Raw genomic sequence first — 16,303 nt, 5'->3', positions numbered from 1 at the left:
CGCCGCCCGCTCGCGGCGGCTGCTCGACCGACGAGCCCGAAGGCGTCTGCTAGAGCGGCTGGTCGGGGATGGAGCCGGCCAGGAAGATCAGCGCGGCTCCGGTCGCGGCCAGCAGGAGGCAGTCCCACCACCGCCGGCGTACGGCGAGCATGCCCGCGTCCTTGGTGGGGAGCACCGCCCGCACCAGCGCGGCGAAGATCAGCGCCCCGCCGAACCAGCGCACGCCCAGCCGCCAGCTGCCGGTGGTGACCAGGCCGATCGAGATGCCGACGACCGCGAGGACGCCGAGGTAGAACGCTCCGCCGATGGTGGACGGGTAGCGCCGGCCGTGCTCCTCGGTGCCCGGCTCCGCCGAGAGGGGCGGCTCGTCGTGCGGGGGCTCGATGTCGGCCACGGGCCGGCTCACGCCACCGGCTGACCGGCCGACTGCTCGGCCGCCGACACGATGTTCGACAGGAGCATCGCGCGGGTCATCGGACCGACGCCGCCCGGGTTGGGCGAGACCCACGCCGCCACGTCCCACACGTCGGCGGCGACGTCGCCCGCGATCTTGCCGTCACGGCGCGAGACGCCGACGTCGAGGACGGCGGCACCGGGCTTGACCATGTCGCCGGTGACGATGTCCGGGACCCCGGCGGCCGCGACGACGACGTCGGCGGCCCGGGTGTGCGTCGCCAGGTCGCGGGTGCCGGTGTGGCACAGGGTGACGGTCGAGTTCTCGCTGCGTCGCGTCAGCAGCAGCCCCATCGGCCGGCCCACGGTGATGCCGCGACCGATGACGACGACCTCGGCGCCGTTCAGCTCCACCCCGTTGCGGCGCAGCAGCTCGATGCAGCCGATCGGGGTGCACGGCAGCGGCCCGGACTCACCCAGCACCAGCTTGCCCAGGTTGGTCGGGTGCAGGCCGTCGACGTCCTTCTCCGGAGCCACCCGCGACAGCAGCCGGAACTCGTCGAGGCCGGTGGGCTGCTGGACGATGAACCCCGTGCACGCCGGGTCGGCGTTGAGCCGGTCGATCTCCGCCTCCACCTCGGCCTGGGACGCGGTCGCCGGGAGGTCGACCCGGAACGACGCGATGCCGATCTCGGCGCAGTCCTTGTGCTTGGCGGACACGTACCAGTGCGAGCCCGGGTCGTCGCCGACGAGCACGGTGCCCAGGCCCGGCACGACGCCCCGCTCCCGCAGCCGGGCGACCCGCTCGGTGAGCTCGGCCTTGATGGCCTTGAGGGTCGCGGTCCCGTCGAGCTTCTGTGCGGTCACGGGGTCATCCTTCCACTGGTGGTTCGCTCGGTGGTCGAGTGCCGCCGCGGAACGAGGCGGTGTGTCGAGACCCGTCACAGATCAGGTCTCGATACACGCCGTCGCGGCTTCGTTCCTCAGCCGCGGGCGCACTCGACCTTCCACTGCACGCCCCGGCTTCGCCGTGGCTCAGTGGAAGAAGTGCCGGGTGCCGGTGAAGTACATGGTGACCCCGGCCGCCTGGCAGGCCTGGATCGTCAGCTCGTCGCGCACCGAGCCGCCCGGCTGGACGATCGCGGCGACCCCGGCGTCGATGAGCACCTGCGGACCGTCCTCGAAGGGGAAGAAGGCGTCGGACGCGGCGACCGAGCCCGCGGCCCGCTCGCCGGCCCGCTCGACGGCCAGCCGGCAGGAGTCGACCCGGTTGACCTGGCCCATGCCGACGCCGACGGAGCCCCCGTCCTTGGCCAGCAGGATGGCGTTGGACTTCACCGAGCGGCAGGCCTTCCACGCGAACGCCAGGTCGGCGAGCAGCTCGGGCGAGGCGGCCTCGCCGGTCGCCAGCGTCCACGTCGACGGGTCGTCGCCGGGGGCGTCGACGTAGTCGCGCTGCTGCATCAGCAGCCCGCCGGAGATCGGCCGCATCTCGACCTCGCCGCGCACTGCCGGCTCGGCCACGAGGATCCGGATGTTCTTCTTGCCCTGCAGCACCTCGACCGCGCCGTCGTCGTACCCGGGAGCGACGATCACCTCCGTGAACACGTCGGCGACCTGCTCGGCCATCGCGACCGAGACCGGACGGTTGACCGCGATCACGCCGCCGAACGCCGAGACCGGGTCGCAGGCGTGGGCCTTGCGGTGCGCCTCGGCGACGTCGGCACCGACCGCGATCCCGCACGGGTTGGCGTGCTTGATGATCGCCACGGCGGGCTCGTCGAAGTCGTACGCCGCCCTCCGGGCCGCGTCAGCGTCGACGTAGTTGTTGTAGGACATCTCCTTGCCGTGCAGCTGCTCGGCCTGCGCCAGCCCCGACCCGAAGCCGTTCAGGTAGAGCGCGGCGCTCTGGTGGGGGTTCTCGCCGTAGCGCAGCACCGCCTGCTTGTCCCAGGTGCCGCCGACCCAGGCCGGGAAGCCTCCCCCAGATCCAGCGGAGCCGTCGGAGGTGTCGGTCAGCACGTTGCCCATCCAGGACGCGACGGCCACGTCGTACGTCGCGGTGTGGACGAACGCCTCGGCGGCGAGCCGCTGCCGCTCGGCGAGCGTGAAGCCGCCGGCGGCGACGGCCGCGAGGACGTCGCCGTAGCGGTCCGGGGAGGTGACGATCGCGACCGAGGGGTGGTTCTTCGCGGCCGCGCGCACCATCGACGGCCCACCGATGTCGATCTGCTCGACGCACTCGTCCGGGGTGGCACCGGAGGTCACGGTCTGGACGAACGGGTAGAGGTTCGACACCACGAGGTCGAACGGCTCCACGCCGAGGTCGGCCAGCTGCTCGACGTGGGAGTCGAGGCGGCGGTCGGCGAGGATGCCGGCGTGCACCTTCGGGTGCAGGGTCTTCACGCGACCGTCGAGACACTCCGGGAAGCCGGTGAGGTCCTCGACCTTGGTGACCGGCACGCCGAGGCCCTCGATCAGCGCGGCGGAGCCACCGGTCGACACCAGCGCGACGCCGGCCTCGTGCAGGCCGCGCACCAGGTCCTCCAGGCCGGCCTTGTCGTAGACCGAGACAAGCGCTCGGCGGATCGGGATGCGGCGGTCGGACACGGGCACTCCTGCGGGGTCAGCGTGGGGTCAGGGTCGTCGGGCGGGCGAGGAGCACCCAGGCGGACGATGCTCCCGACGTCACTCCCCGGTGGTCCCCCACCTGCGCCAGTCGTGTGGGGCCAGCCTAGCGGCCGAAGCGGACCCGGCGCCCGTCGACCCGGAACCCCTCGCGCGCCATCCGGCCGACGGACTCGACGAGCATCGCGCGCTCGGCGACCTTGATCCGCTCGTGGAGGGTCTCGACCGTGTCGTCCTCCTCCACCGGCACCGCCCGCTGCGCCACGATCGGGCCGGTGTCGACGCCCGCGTCGACCACGAACAGGGTGCAGCCGGTCACCGTGACGCCGTACGCCAGGGCATCTGCGGGACCGTGCATCCCCGGGAACGAGGGCGACAGAGCCGGGTGGGTGTTGACGACCCGGCCGCCGAGGCGATCCAGGAACGTCGGGCCGACCAGCTTCATGAACCCGGCGAGCACGACCAGGTCGGGCTCGAAGGCGGCGACGGTGTCGGCCAGCGCGCGGTCCCAGTGGTCGCGGCTGGTGAACTGGCCGACCTTGCGGACGAAGGTCGGCACGCCGGCGCGGTCCGCCCGCGCCAATCCCTCGATGCCGTCCCGGTCGGCGCCGACGGCGACCACGCGGGCGCCGTACGCCGGGTCGGCGCAGGCGTCCAGGAGCGCCTGCAGGTTGGTCCCCGAGCCCGACACCAGGACGACGAGGCGGGCGGTCACGCGGGTGAGTCTAGAGAGGCCCGACGGGCCGCCCGCCGCTGCCACCCGGTCATGAGCAGCCCGCCGACCAGGCCGCCGATCCCGAAGGCGGTCACGGCGTGCACGAGGACGTCGACGGTGTCGGGTCCGACGGCCCGCATCCGACCAGGACCGACGGCGCCGCCGGAGACCGCGGCGAGCAGCGCGAGCACGATCCCGGCGAGCACGCCACCGGCACAGCCGCGGAGCATCCCCTCCTCCCACCGCTGCGTCGGCAGGCGCCGCTGCGACCAGGCGGCGGCCAGCGCCGCGACGAGCGGACCCAGGCCGAGGAGGTACGCCGTCCAGGCCGGCGGCGTCCCGCTGTCGGGGAGCGCGGCCAGCAGCGGGAACATCGGCAGCGGGCCGAGCTGGACCACCGCCGGGGACACCAGGGTGCCGATCCCGACCGTGAAGCCGGGTCCGAGCAGGTAGCTGGCGGAGAACAGCACGGCGTTGGGCACGACGGTCGCGGTCGCGACGACGTAGACGGTGGCGTCGCCGGCGTCGGTGTGCAGCCGCGACATCACGTTGACGGCCGTCCCGAAGTCGACGACGAGCGCGGCCAGGAACGCGACCGCGGCCACGGCGAGGTACCACCCGAGCACCCGCAGGCAGGTCGCGGCGGCCGCCCGCGCGCCGGCCGGCAGCAGCGCGGTCCAGATGGCCGCCCGGCCGGACCCGACGGCGATGGACGCCAGACCGGAGGTCGCGCACAGCAGCAGGCACCACAGCAGGACCCGCGGCGCGGACGGGCCGGTCGCCGGCGTGTCGGCGAGCCGGAGCGTGACGAGCGCCACGGCGACGTACCCCGCGGCGAAGCAGGCGGTCGCCACCGCGACGGTCCAGTCCCGCTCGCCGTCGGCGATCCGGTCGGCGTCCGGCCCGTGGCCCGACACGGAGTCGCCGACGCGGTGTCCGAGCCGCCAGATCGCCCAGGCGGCGAGCGCGGTCAGCCCCAGCGGCACGACGGTCACCGTGACGCCGCTCACGTGGAGCCCCGAGCCGTGGGCGAGCAGCCAGGCGAACGCGCCCACGCGGAGCCCGTCGCGCGGCGCCCCGTGGGCGCCGGCGTCGGCGAGGAACCAGCCGACGACCCCGGCGGCCAGGCACACCACCAGCGTGCTGAGCGCCGCGGCGGCACCGCCCAGCACGGCGACGAGGACCAGCGGCCGGCGGTGGCGGGCGTCCAGCGGCGCCGCTGTCGCGGCGGCCGGACCCGGGAGCAGGGACGTCATGACCCCGCCATCATCACCGTCGCGAGGGCCCGGGTGCGGCTCCCACGCCGGTCGCCGGCAGTTCGGTCCCCGGGTGCCCACCGGGTTACGGTGGACGGTGCCATGAAGGACCCCGACGAGTTCGACCAGTTCTACAAGGACGTCCGCGACCGCCTGCTGGTCATGACGTACTGCCAGACCGGCGACCTCCCGTCCTCCCGCGCGGCCGTCCGGCACGCCTTCGTCGTGGCCTGGCACCACTGGCGCAAGGTCTCGCGGCTGGAGGACCCCGAGGCCTGGACGCGGGTGCAGGCCTGCTCGCGCGCGCAGCGCCGCCACACCGCGAAGCTCTGGCACCGGGAGAAGGGTCTCGACCCCGAGGTGAAGGCCACCCTCGACGCGCTCGGCCGGCTCCCGCTGCGCCAGCGGCGGGTGCTGCTGCTCAGCCACCTCACCACCGCGACGCTCGCCGAGATCTCCCGCGAGGTCGGCCTCCCCCGGACCGAGGCCGAGCAGGAGCTGCAGGCCGCGACCGCGCAGTTCGCGATGGCGCGCGAGGTCCCGACCACGACCGTCCGGCACGCCTTCGAGCCCGTCCGCGCCCACCTCGCCGACGAGCGCTGGCCCCGGCCGACGATCGTGCGGCGCTCCGGAGCCGCGCGCCGACGTACGCACACGCTCGTCGGGGTGGCCGGGACGGTGGCCGCCCTCGCGGTGGTCGGCACGCTGGTCACCGACACCACCGGCGTGCACCCCTCGCTCGCCCAGGAGCGCGTGCAGACGTCCGACGGCCCGGCCGCGAGCCGCACCCCCAGCCCGCCCGACCTGCCGGCCGAGGCGCTGGTGAGCGCCGAGGAGCTCACCCGGGCGACGCCCGGGACCCGCTGGACCGAGGCCGGCACCGACGACAACTCGACCGGCTCCGGGCTCGTCATGCCCTGCCAGCGGGACCGCTACGCCGACCCGCGCGGCACCACCGCGCTGGTCCGGACCTTCACGCCCGAGACGACCCGGCCTCCCCGGGCCGGGCGGACCCCGCCCGTGGCAGTGCAGACCGCGCAGGCCTCGGCGACGGCCAAGGCCGCCGACCGCGGGTACACCACCGCGCTGGGCTGGTTCGCGACCTGCGACACCGACCGGGCCCAGCTGGTCGGCACGCACGCGGTCGACGGCGTCGGCGACGACGCCATGCTGCTCGAGCTGCGCACCTGGGACGGCGACGGCTCCACGGTCGTCGCGGGGGTGGCCCGCACCGGCCAGCTGGTCACCACGACGCTGACCCGGTTCCCGGTCGGCAAGCAGCCACCGCTCGAGCGGTCCGCAGGCCTCCTGGCCGACGCCGTCACCGGCCTGTGCAGCCTGCAGGACGCCGGATCCTGCGCCGTGGCTCCCCGGGTGCGGACGGCAGCGCCGGTGCCCGCAGCCTCGGTCCCGGCGATGCTCGCGGAGGTCGACCTGCCGCCGGTGAGCGGCACCACGCGCCCCTGGGTCGGCACCGAGCCCCGGCAGGCGCGGTCCAACGCCGCCGCGACCGGCTGCGACCAGACCGACTTCTCCGCCGCGCCGATGACCGACAGCGCCACCCGCACCTTCCTGGTGCCGGGAGCCCACCTGCCGGCGCAGTTCGGCCTGACCGAGACCGTGGGCGCCCTGCCGAGCACCGCCAAGGCCGAGGCCTTCGTCGAGCAGGTCCGCACCGACCTGGCGAAGTGCTCGGACAAGCAGATGGGCACCGACGTGAGCCGGCTGGCCCACGTCGAGGGCAAGGAACGCGACCTCACCGTGTGGCACGTCTCCACCGAGATCAGCGACGACCAGACGGTGGACTACCTGATGGGCGTGGTCCGCAACGGCACCGCGGTCGGCCAGGTCGGGTTCGTCCCGGCGCCGCACGTCGGCTTCACCAACGCCGCCTTCGTCGCCCTCACCGAGCGGGCGCTGGCGCGCCTGGGCGCGATGGCGCCGAGCGCGTCGTGAGCGCCTGACCAGAAATATCCACCGTCCCGTGCAACCGTGGGGCCGGGTACGGCGTATCCCTCCCGACTCAGCACCTCGCTGAGCCCACACGAGACGGGACGGGTCGATGGACGAACGCGAGTTCGACGACTTCTACTCGGCGTCCTTCCAACGGGTCACGGCCCAGGTCTACGCCATGATCGGCAGCCGCGACGAGGCCCAGGAGTGCGTCCAGGAGGCGTTCGCCCGGGCCTGGGCGCACCGCCGCAAGCTCGACCGGGCAGAGCACCCGGAGGCGTGGGTGCGCACCACGGCGTACCGCCTCGCGGTCAGCCGTTGGCGGCGGACCGTGCGCGGCCGCAGGCCGGTCGACCGGGCAGTCGGCGCACCCGTCGTCGCCGCTGCACCCAGCGAGGCGCACGTGGCCCTGGTCGAGGCGCTCAAGCAGCTCCCCGAGGCGCAGCGCCAGGCGCTGGTGCTGCACCACATCGCCGACCTGCCCGTGCACGACGTCGCTCGCGAGGTCGGCGTCCCCGAAGGCACCATCAAGGCCCGGCTCAGCCGCGGGAGAGCAGCGCTGGCCGCGCTGCTGTCCGAGGAGGAAGGACTCCGTCATGCCTGACCCGATCGACGAGCTCGAAGGTTTCGCCATGCCTCCCCTCACCCCGCTGCCGCCCACCGAGGTGCGCCGGCGCGGCGACAAGATCCGCCGGCGCAACAACGCCCTGGCCGCCGTGGGTGGCCTCGCCGCGGTTGCGGCCGTCGTCGCCCCGATCGCCGTCCTCGCCGGCCACTCCTCCTCCTCGCAGCTGCAGCCCGCACCGGCGCCGTCCGTCGTCACGACCGTCCCGGAGACGTTCGACATCACGGCGGTCCCCGCCTCGTCCCCGGTGCGGTTCCAGGCCAGCCCGAGGAGCGCGATCGACAGCTTCTCCCTGTGCGGCACGTCGGCGTTCGCGCTGCCGGGCAGCTCGGCCGACACGGTCGGTGCCACGTACGCAGAGCCGGGCACGGAGAGCTCCGCCGCGCGCACCGTAGCCCTCTTCCCGGACAGCGCCACGGCCGCACGCGAGGTGGCCGGCCTCCGGGAGGCGGTGCAGGGCTGCCCCGAGGACCGCGCCGGAGGCAACGACGTCGTGTGGGGCACGGTCGACGCGTCGGTCCCGGCCGACGAGTCGCTCGTGATCAGCCAGCAGGTCCGGTTCGACCCGAGCACGCTCTCCGACCTCACGCTCATCGAGGTGGCGCGGGTCGGCAACGCCGTGTTCGTGGGCTCGACCCACACGTCCGCCGCCGGTGAGCAGGCGATCCAGCAGACGCTGCCGGCGCTGACCGCGCTCTCCCAGCCGGTCGTCGACCAGCTGTGCGTCTTCTCCGCCACGCCCTGCGCAGGAGCACCGACGTCGCCCACCGCCAGCACCGGTGAGGGCGCCGTCAGCGCCATCCCGGCCGACTTCCCGCTCGACCGCGGCCTGCACTCCCAGGACGGCGGGCCGCTGGTCGGGCCGTCGGCGACGGCCGACGGCGTCCCGCCGGTCGAGCTGTGCGGCAGCACGACCTGGCCGGTCCCCGGCGTGGAGCGGCTCGCCGTCACCGCGACCGGTCCGGAGTACCTCGAGGCCCGGGAGCTGGTCACCTTCGCCCGGTCCGCCGAGGTCACCGCCGCCCTCGACGCGGTGCGGCAGGCGGCGGCCGGCTGCGCCGACGCGACGACGTACGACGTCGCCGTGCCCGGCGCCGACGACGCCGTGACCTTCGCCGTGCTGCCCGAGCAGGGGCTCGGAGGAGGCATCTACCAGCTCGCCGCGGTCGGTCGCGCCGTCTACGCGACCTACCAGGGCGGCGAGTGGAGCGCCGACACCGCGGCGACCGGCGCCGAGACGCTGACGAAGGACACCGCAGGGATGCTCCCCGAGCTCTGCGTCTGGACCGAGACCGGCTGCTGACCCACCTCGAGAAGTCCCGACCCGACCGTCAGAGCGGCCGGACCGGGGCGAGGCGGTCAAGCTCGGCGACGATCCGAGCCCGGAGTCCGTCGTGGCGGGCGGAGAGCGCCACGGCTCCGTCGGCGAGCGCCTCGGTGCCGTAGAGCCAGACGGGGTGGCCGACCCGCTCGGCGGGCTCCCAGTCGTATCGCGGGAACAGGTGGGCGTGCAGGTAGGCGTCGGTGTTGCCGAGGATCTCGTAGTTCAGCCGCCGGAACCCCGGCTGGGTCGCCCGGCACGCGGCCTCGACGGCCTCGCCGAGCAGGTCCATGCTGGCGAGGAACTCCAGGCGGCGCTGCCTCGGCAGGTCTGTCAGGCGGTCGACTCGAGGATCGTCGACCAGCAGCACGCAGTAGCCCGGCAGGAGCTGGGTGACACCGATGACCGCGTAGGACTGCGGCAGCCTCGCCAGGACCGTCGGGTTGGTCCCGCGCCGTGCCGACCCGATCCGGTCCGCCCGCCAGTCCTCCACCGCATCCATGGCTCCATCCAAGCCCGCCCGGCCCCCGGACGTCGCACGGCCCCGGGACGCGAGGTCCCGGGGCCGTGCGATGACAGTGAGTGACGACAGGGGGTGACGACAGGGGGTGACGACAGGAGTGACGACAGGGGCTCAGAGTGCGGCGAGCACCTCACGCATCAGCTCGGCGGTCTCCGACGGCGTCTTGCCGACCTTGACGCCGACGGCCTCGAGGGCCTCCTTCTTCGCCTGCGCCGTGCCGGAGGACCCGGACACGATGGCGCCGGCGTGGCCCATGGTCTTGCCCTCGGGGGCGGTGAAGCCCGCGACGTACCCGACCACCGGCTTGGTGACGTGCTCCTTGATGTACGCCGCGGCCCGCTCCTCGGCGTCACCGCCGATCTCGCCGATCATGACGATCGCCTTCGTGTCGGGGTCCGCCTCGAACGCCGCGAGGGCGTCGATGTGCGAGGTCCCGACGATCGGGTCCCCGCCGATGCCGATCGCGGTGGAGAAGCCGTAGTCCTTCAGCTCGAACATCATCTGGTAGGTCAGCGTGCCGGACTTCGAGACCAGGCCGACCGGGCCGGTGCCCGCGATCGTCGCCGGCGTGATGCCGGCCAGGGACTCACCGGGGGTGATGATGCCGGGACAGTTCGGCCCGATCATCCGGGTGCCGCCGACGTTGGCGTCGCTGTGGAGGTAGGACCACACCTCGGCGGTGTCCTGGACCGGGACGCCCTCGGTGATGACCACGAGCAGGCCGATGCCGGCGTCCACTGCCTCGAGGCAGGCGTCCTTGGTGAACGCCGGCGGGACGAAGACGACCGAGACGTCCGCCCCGGTCTCGGCCATCGCCTCGGCCACCGTCCCGAAGACGGGGAGCTCCTTGCCACCGAGCTCGACGCTGGTGCCGGCCTTGCGGGCGTTGACGCCGCCCACGACCTGCGATCCGGCCTCGACCATGAGGGCGGTGTGCTTGGACCCCATCCCGCCCGTCATGCCCTGGACGATGATCTTGGAGTCCTTGTTCAGGTAGATCGACATCTGTTCTGGTTCTCCGGTCTCAGGCGTTCGCCAGCTCGGCGACCTTGTCGGCCGCTCCGTCCATGGTGTCGACCATGGTCACCAGCGGGTGGTTGGCTTCGTTCAGAATGCGGCGGCCCTCGTCGACGTTGTTGCCGTCGAGGCGGACGACCAGCGGCTTGGTGGCCTCGTCGCCGAGGATCTCCAGCGCGCCGACGATGCCCTTGGCGACCTCGTCACAGGCGGTGATGCCGCCGAAGACGTTCACGAAGACCGCCTTGACCTGCTGGTCCCCGAGGATCACGTGCAGACCGTCGGCCATCACCTGGGCGTTCGCGCCGCCACCGATGTCCAGGAAGTTGGCCGGGCGGACGCCGCCGTGGTGCTCACCGGCGTAGGCGACGACGTCGAGCGTCGACATGACCAGTCCGGCGCCGTTCCCGATGATGCCGACCTCGCCGTCGAGCTTGACGTAGTTGAGGTTCTTGTCCTTGGCCTGGGCCTCGAGCGGGTCCTCCTCGTCACGCAGGACGAAGGCCTCGTGCTCCGGGTGGCGGAAGTCCGCGTTCGCGTCCAGGGTCACCTTGCCGTCGAGCGCCTCGAGCTTGTCGCCGGCCAGCCGCGCGAGCGGGTTGACCTCGACGAGCGTCGCGTCCTCCTCGTCGAACACCTTCCACAGCGCCAGCACGGTGGCGACGGCCTGGTCGGTCAGCGGGGCGGGGAAGCCCGCCTCGGCCACGATCTCCCGTGCCTTCGCCTCGTCGACGCCGGTGCCCGGGTGGATCGGGATCTTCTTCACCGCGTCCGGGTTGGTCTTGGCGACCTCCTCGATCTCGACGCCGCCCTCGACGCTGGCGATGCAGAGGTACTGCCGGTTGGACCGGTCGAGCAGGAAGGAGAAGTAGTACTCCTCCTCGATGGCGGCACCCGGCGCGACGAGGACCCGGTGCACGGTGTGGCCCTTGATGTCCATGCCCAGGATCGCGCGGGCGTGCTCCTCGGCCTCGTCGGGGGTCTTGGCGAGCTTGACGCCGCCGGCCTTGCCGCGGCCGCCCACCTTGACCTGTGCCTTGACGACGACCACACCCAGCTCCTCGGCGGCGGCCCTCGCCTCCTCGGGGGTCGTCGCGACGATGCCCGTCGTGACCGGTACGTCGTGCTTGGCGAAGAGCTCCTTCGCCTGGTACTCCATCAGGTCCACTGATCCACCATGTCCTCTAGGGGGTTCTGGTCGGGGCTCCACGACGGGGCGGGCGGGCGCGCGGCACCCGCCGGGGCCCCGGGTGACCTTCGCACCCTAGACCTGGCCTCCGGCGTACGACGAGGGTGGGCGGACGTGACGCGGGCCACGCCCGGGCTCCTGCCCGGCCGCGTCAGTCGGCGAACTGCTGGGCGACCCAGCCGGTGATCTCGCCGGTGGCGGCACCCGGAGTGAACACCTTGGCCACCCCGATCTCCTCGAGGACGGGGATGTCCTCGTCCGGGATGATCCCGCCACCGAAGACCACGATGTCGGACGCGTCGCGCTCGGCGAGCAGCTCGACGAGCCGCCGGAACAGCGTCATGTGCGCACCGGAGAGCACCGAGAGGCCGATCAGGTCGGCGTCCTCCTGGATCGCGGTCTCGACGATCTGCTCGGGGGTCTGGTGCAGCCCGGTGTAGATGACCTCGTGACCCGCGTCGCGCAGCGCCCGGGCGACGATCTTGGCCCCGCGGTCGTGCCCGTCGAGGCCGGGCTTGGCGACCACGATCCGGATCCGGCGCGTGGAGGTGACGGTCATGGCCGCAGGCTAGCGGACCCGTGATCATCGCCACGTCCCCGGCCGCGGCTGCCGCTGGCGGGCGAGCGGAAATTCTTCGTCCGAGGACGTTTCCTGGCGGGGAGAACCGGTCAGAACACCTGTGGGGCGCCGCCGTCTCGGGGGGCGGCGTGCTCCTCGTGGTCCACAGACGACCGAGGCCGATTGCCCGACGCCGTGACCTTTCCGTTACAGTCGGGCCTCGCCGTCTGAATCCCCGAGCAGCGGAGTAGTCATCTATGGGTAACCACCGAGCGGACCGTCGCGGCCACAGCCGCCGTCCCTCGGACCTCCCGACCCCTGGCGCAAGCGCGTCGGTGGCGGGAAAGCGCCGGGCCACCAAGCCCGCGAGGTCGAAGGCCAACCCGGCCGCACCCCTCGAGCGCACCGCTGAGGTCCTCGTACCCAGTTCGTCCGAGATCACCCCTGCTGCGGTCACCGACCTCCACGCGACCGGTGTCCACGCCGTCGTGCAGGCCGAGGTCCATGCTCGCGCCGCCGCCGAGCTGCCGGTCGCCGGTCCGCCCGTGGCGGACCACCCGGCCGAGCTGCGCCCGGTCGAGGCGGCCCCGGCCGACCTGCCGACCGCGCACCTGGTGGCCCCCGAGATCGCCGAGCCGCGGCGCGCGTCGCGTCCCCGCGGCAAGCGGGTCGCCAGCCGGCACTCCTCCGCCCGCGGCCCGCTCTTCCGCGGCCTGCCGTCGCCGCCGGTCCTCATCGGGGTCGCCGCACTCGCCATCTCCGCCGGCGGCGCGCTCACCGCGGCCGGCACCGGCCTGTCGGGTCAGGACGCCCGGTTCAGCCAGGCCAGTGCCCTCAGCGGCGCCAGCGACGTCTCGCGGGTGAGCCTGCTGGACCGCTCCACCATCTCGCGTGACTCGCGGCGCGACGCGCTCGCCGACGCGACCGACGCCCGCCTGGTCGACCAGGCCGAGTCCCAGCTCAAGCAGCGCGACGCCGCGCTCGCGAAGTTCGCCCAGCAGGCCGAGCAGCAGGCCGCCAAGCTCCGCCTCAACCAGTGGCAGCTCCCGGTCACGCCCGGCGTCTACCACCTCACCGCCCGGTTCGGCGAGGTCAGCGGGCTGTGGTCCAGCGTGCACACCGGGCTCGACTTCGCGGCACCCAGCGGCACCCCGATCCACGCCGTCGCGAACGGCGTCGTGACCTCGGTCGGCTACGACGGGGCCTACGGCAACAAGACCGTGATCACCCTCGACGACGGCACCGAGCTCTGGTACTGCCACCAGACCTCCTACGAGGTGACGGTCGGCCAGGAGGTCCACGCCGGTGACGAGATCGGCACCGTCGGCTCCACCGGCAACACCACCGGCCCGCACCTGCACCTCGAGGTCCGCCCCGGCGCCGGCGACCCGGTCGACCCCTACCAGGCGCTGGTCGTCCACGGCCTCCAGCCCTGACGAGGACGCGCCAGCGGACTCGTCGTTGGTGGTCGAGTAAGCGTCTCCGGCCGAGCTCGCGAGGCCGGAAAGAGCGCATCGAGACCCGGTGACGTGCCCTCCGGCGGTGATCACGACATCGCCGCCCGTGGACACCTCACTGGGTCTCGACACGCCGGTCGCGACCTCGTTCCTCGGTCGCGCGGCTCGCTCGACCACCATCAGAAGCTCTGACAGCTCCGCTGTCAGAGCTTCTCCACCGGCGCGTAGCGCAGCAGCAGGCGCTTGACGCCCTCCGAGCCGAAGTCGATCGAGGCGACCGCCTTCTCGGCGACTCCCTCGAGGGCGACGACGGTGCCGAGGCCGAAGGAGTCGTGGAGGACCCGGTCGCCCGGCTCCAGGCTCGGCACCGCCCGGGCCGGCTTCGCGCGGGCCGCGGCGTCGGCGCGCACCGCCGCGGCGGAGAAGTTGCGCCGTCCGGCGGCGGTGGGACTGCCGAGCCGGGCCGGTGAGCCGCCGGCCAGATCGGGACGACCCCACCGCGTCTGGGCCGCCTCGGTGCGACGCCAGTCGACCAGGTCGACCGGGAGCTCGTCGAGGAAGCGCGACCCCGGGTTGTGCGACGGGGCCCCCCAGGCCGAGCGCACCACCGCCCGGGAGATGAACAACCGCTCGCGGGCCCGGGTGACGCCGACGTACGCCAGCCGGCGCTCCTCCTCCAGCTCGGTCTGGTCGCCCAGGGCGCGGGCGTGCGGGAAGACGCCGTCCTCGAGCCCGGTGAGGAAGACGACGGGGAACTCCAGGCCCTTGGCGGTGTGCAGGGTCATCAGGGTCACGACCCCTGAGTCGTCGGGGTCGTCGTCGGGGATCTGGTCCGCGTCGGCGACCAGCGCCACGCGCTCGAGGAGGTCGGCGAGGCCGGGCGCGACCGTGCCGGCCTCGACGTCGGCCGGGTCCGCGGACGGGCCGGCGAGTGGGTCGTCGGCGAACTCGCGGGCCACGGCGACGAGCTCGGCGAGGTTCTCCAGGCGGGCCTCGTCCTGCGGGTCGTCGCTCTCCTCGAGCGAGGTGAGGTAGCCCGACCGTGCCAGCGTCGTCTCCAGCACGACGTCGGGCCGCTCGCCGCCGTCGACCATCGACTGCAGCTCCTCGACCAGGGCGACGAAGCCCTGGATCTGGGTCAGCGAGCGGGTGGCGAGCCCCGGGGCGTCCTCCGCCCGCCGCAGCGCCTCCCAGAACGTGATGCGCTCGCGCTCGGCGAGCGCGTTGACGCACGCGACCGCCCGGTCACCGATGCCGCGCTTGGGCGTGTTGAGGATCCGCCGCAGCGAGACCTGGTCGGCCGGGTTGACCAGCAGCCGCAGGTAGGCCAGCGCGTCCCGGATCTCCCGACGCTCGTAGAAGCGGACGCCGCCGACGACCTTGTAGGGCATGCCGAGGCGGATGAACACCTCCTCGAACACGCGGGACTGCGCGTTGGTGCGGTAGAAGACCGCCACGTCGCCGGGCCGGTGCGCGCCCTCGTCGGTGAGCTTGTCGATCTCCTCGGAGACGAACCGGGCCTCGTCGTGCTCGTCGTCGGCGACGTAGCCGACGATCCGCTCGCCGTCCCCGGCGTCGGACCACAGCCGCTTCTCCTTCCGGCCCTTGTTGTGGCCGATGACCGCGTTGGCGGCGTTGAGGATCGTCTGGGTGGAGCGGTAGTTCTGCTCCAGCAGGATCGACGTGGCGTTGGGGAAGTCCTGCTCGAAGTCGAGGATGTTGCGGATGTTCGCACCACGGAAGGCGTAGATCGACTGGTCGGCGTCCCCCACCACCATCAGCTCGGCCGGCTCGACCCGCTCCGTGCCGAGGTCCGCCTGCTCCTCCATCTGGTGGGCGCACAGCTGGTGGATCAGCGCGTACTGGGCGTGGTTGGTGTCCTGGTACTCGTCGACCAGGACGTGCCGGAACCGGCGCCGGTAGGTCTCGCGGACCTCGGGGAGCTGCTGGAAGAGGTGGACGGTGAACATGATCAGGTCGTCGAAGTCCAACGCGTTGGCCTCGCGCAGCCGGCGCTGGTAGGTCGTGTAGACGGCCGCGTAGGTCTCCTCGAGGTGGTTGCGGGCATCCTTGGTGGCGTCCTCGGGGTCGCGCAGCTCGTTCTTCTGGTTGGAGACCCAGTGCAGCATCGCGCCGGGCTGGTAGCGCCGGGGGTCGAGGTCGAGGTCGTTGCAGACCAGGGTCATCAGGCGCTTCTGGTCGGCCGCGTCGTAGATCGAGAAGTTGGAACGGAAGCCCTCGCCCCCGACCTCCAGCGCGGTGATCTCCTTGCGCAGGATGCGCACGCACGCCGAGTGGAACGTCGAGACCCACATGATCCGGGCCCGCTTGCCGACCAGCTCCTCGACGCGCTCCTTCATCTCGGCAGCGGCCTTGTTGGTGAAGGTGATGGCGAGGATCGAGCCCGGGTGCGCGCCGCGCTCGGAGATCAGCCAGGCGATCCGGCGGGTGAGCACGCGGGTCTTGCCGGAGCCGGCGCCGGCCACGACGAGCAGGGGCGCGCCCTGGTGCACCACCGCCGCCCGCTGCGGCTCGTTGAGCCCCGCGAGGAGCTCGTCGGAGGTCGGGCCGCTGCGGGTGGTGCGGGCCTCGGCGGGCGCAAGGGACTCCAGGCCGGGGAGGGGGATCGAGCTGCTCATCTCGGTGCCCAGCCTACGGGCGGGCACC

General features: G+C 73.2%; 14 protein-coding genes. 4 read left to right on the top strand and 10 right to left on the bottom strand.

Annotated elements, in window-relative coordinates:
* Positions 1 to 49: 49 nt before the first annotated feature.
* The 5 genes from ACILRH_RS13545 to ACILRH_RS13525 all read right to left on the bottom strand — a co-directional run bounded on the left by ACILRH_RS13545 (position 50) and on the right by ACILRH_RS13525 (position 4,992).
* Positions 50 to 406, bottom strand: coding sequence for a DUF3017 domain-containing protein (locus ACILRH_RS13545; protein WP_395694089.1), 357 nt, complete (start codon positions 404 to 406; stop codon positions 50 to 52).
* The gene (locus ACILRH_RS13540) at positions 403 to 1,260 is read right to left on the bottom strand and encodes a bifunctional methylenetetrahydrofolate dehydrogenase/methenyltetrahydrofolate cyclohydrolase (RefSeq protein ID WP_395694087.1); all 858 of its coding nucleotides are present in this window, start codon (positions 1,258 to 1,260) and stop codon (positions 403 to 405) included. Before ACILRH_RS13540 ends, ACILRH_RS13545 begins: the two co-directional genes overlap by 4 nt.
* Positions 1,261 to 1,428: 168 nt before the next feature.
* The gene (gene purH, locus ACILRH_RS13535; RefSeq protein WP_395694085.1) at positions 1,429 to 3,003 is read right to left on the bottom strand and encodes a bifunctional phosphoribosylaminoimidazolecarboxamide formyltransferase/IMP cyclohydrolase; all 1,575 of its coding nucleotides are present in this window, start codon (positions 3,001 to 3,003) and stop codon (positions 1,429 to 1,431) included.
* Positions 3,004 to 3,127: 124 nt separating this feature from the next.
* Positions 3,128 to 3,736: a phosphoribosylglycinamide formyltransferase gene (gene purN, locus ACILRH_RS13530; RefSeq protein WP_395694083.1), complete on the bottom strand. Its 609-nt coding sequence runs from the start codon at positions 3,734 to 3,736 to the stop codon at positions 3,128 to 3,130.
* Complete coding sequence (locus ACILRH_RS13525) at positions 3,733 to 4,992, bottom strand: DUF6350 family protein (RefSeq protein WP_395694082.1); 1,260 nt, start codon at positions 4,990 to 4,992, stop codon at positions 3,733 to 3,735. Before ACILRH_RS13525 ends, purN begins: the two co-directional genes overlap by 4 nt.
* Before the next feature lie 102 nt (positions 4,993 to 5,094).
* Here ACILRH_RS13525 and ACILRH_RS13520 point away from each other — a divergent pair, with 102 nt between their 5' ends.
* The 3 genes from ACILRH_RS13520 (at position 5,095) to ACILRH_RS13510 (ending at position 8,873) form a co-directional block, all read left to right on the top strand.
* A complete protein-coding gene (locus tag ACILRH_RS13520; protein WP_395694081.1) occupies positions 5,095 to 6,948 on the top strand; it encodes a hypothetical protein in 1,854 nt (617 codons plus the stop codon).
* A 106-nt stretch (positions 6,949 to 7,054) separates the two neighbouring features.
* Complete coding sequence (locus ACILRH_RS13515) at positions 7,055 to 7,549, top strand: RNA polymerase sigma factor (protein ID WP_395694079.1); 495 nt, start codon at positions 7,055 to 7,057, stop codon at positions 7,547 to 7,549.
* Positions 7,542 to 8,873, top strand: coding sequence for a hypothetical protein (locus tag ACILRH_RS13510; protein WP_395694077.1), 1,332 nt, complete (start codon positions 7,542 to 7,544; stop codon positions 8,871 to 8,873). Before ACILRH_RS13515 ends, ACILRH_RS13510 begins: the two co-directional genes overlap by 8 nt.
* A gap of 28 nt (positions 8,874 to 8,901) precedes the next feature.
* Here ACILRH_RS13510 and ACILRH_RS13505 read toward each other — a convergent pair whose 3' ends face one another.
* The 4 genes from ACILRH_RS13505 to ACILRH_RS13490 all read right to left on the bottom strand — a co-directional run bounded on the left by ACILRH_RS13505 (position 8,902) and on the right by ACILRH_RS13490 (position 12,179).
* The gene (locus tag ACILRH_RS13505) at positions 8,902 to 9,393 is read right to left on the bottom strand and encodes an HIT family protein (protein WP_395694075.1); all 492 of its coding nucleotides are present in this window, start codon (positions 9,391 to 9,393) and stop codon (positions 8,902 to 8,904) included.
* A gap of 132 nt (positions 9,394 to 9,525) precedes the next feature.
* Complete coding sequence (gene sucD, locus ACILRH_RS13500) at positions 9,526 to 10,419, bottom strand: succinate--CoA ligase subunit alpha (RefSeq protein WP_395694074.1); 894 nt, start codon at positions 10,417 to 10,419, stop codon at positions 9,526 to 9,528.
* A gap of 19 nt (positions 10,420 to 10,438) precedes the next feature.
* A complete protein-coding gene (gene sucC / locus ACILRH_RS13495) occupies positions 10,439 to 11,599 on the bottom strand; it encodes an ADP-forming succinate--CoA ligase subunit beta (protein WP_395694072.1) in 1,161 nt (386 codons plus the stop codon).
* Positions 11,600 to 11,771: 172 nt separating this feature from the next.
* A complete protein-coding gene (locus ACILRH_RS13490) occupies positions 11,772 to 12,179 on the bottom strand; it encodes a cobalamin B12-binding domain-containing protein (protein WP_395694070.1) in 408 nt (135 codons plus the stop codon).
* A gap of 335 nt (positions 12,180 to 12,514) precedes the next feature.
* Here ACILRH_RS13490 and ACILRH_RS13485 point away from each other — a divergent pair, with 335 nt between their 5' ends.
* Positions 12,515 to 13,615, top strand: coding sequence for a peptidoglycan DD-metalloendopeptidase family protein (locus ACILRH_RS13485; protein ID WP_395694069.1), 1,101 nt, complete (start codon positions 12,515 to 12,517; stop codon positions 13,613 to 13,615).
* A 224-nt stretch (positions 13,616 to 13,839) separates the two neighbouring features.
* Here ACILRH_RS13485 and pcrA read toward each other — a convergent pair whose 3' ends face one another.
* Positions 13,840 to 16,275 (bottom strand): DNA helicase PcrA, encoded by a 2,436-nt coding sequence (gene pcrA / locus ACILRH_RS13480; RefSeq protein WP_395694067.1) that lies wholly within the window; start codon positions 16,273 to 16,275, stop codon positions 13,840 to 13,842.
* Positions 16,276 to 16,303 lie beyond the last annotated feature (28 nt).

This window comes from Nocardioides sp. (genome assembly GCF_044226765.1).
GTDB lineage: Bacteria > Actinomycetota > Actinomycetes > Propionibacteriales > Nocardioidaceae > Nocardioides.
Note: the sequence above shows the minus strand (reverse complement) of the source record. Positions and strands in the feature narration are given on the sequence as shown.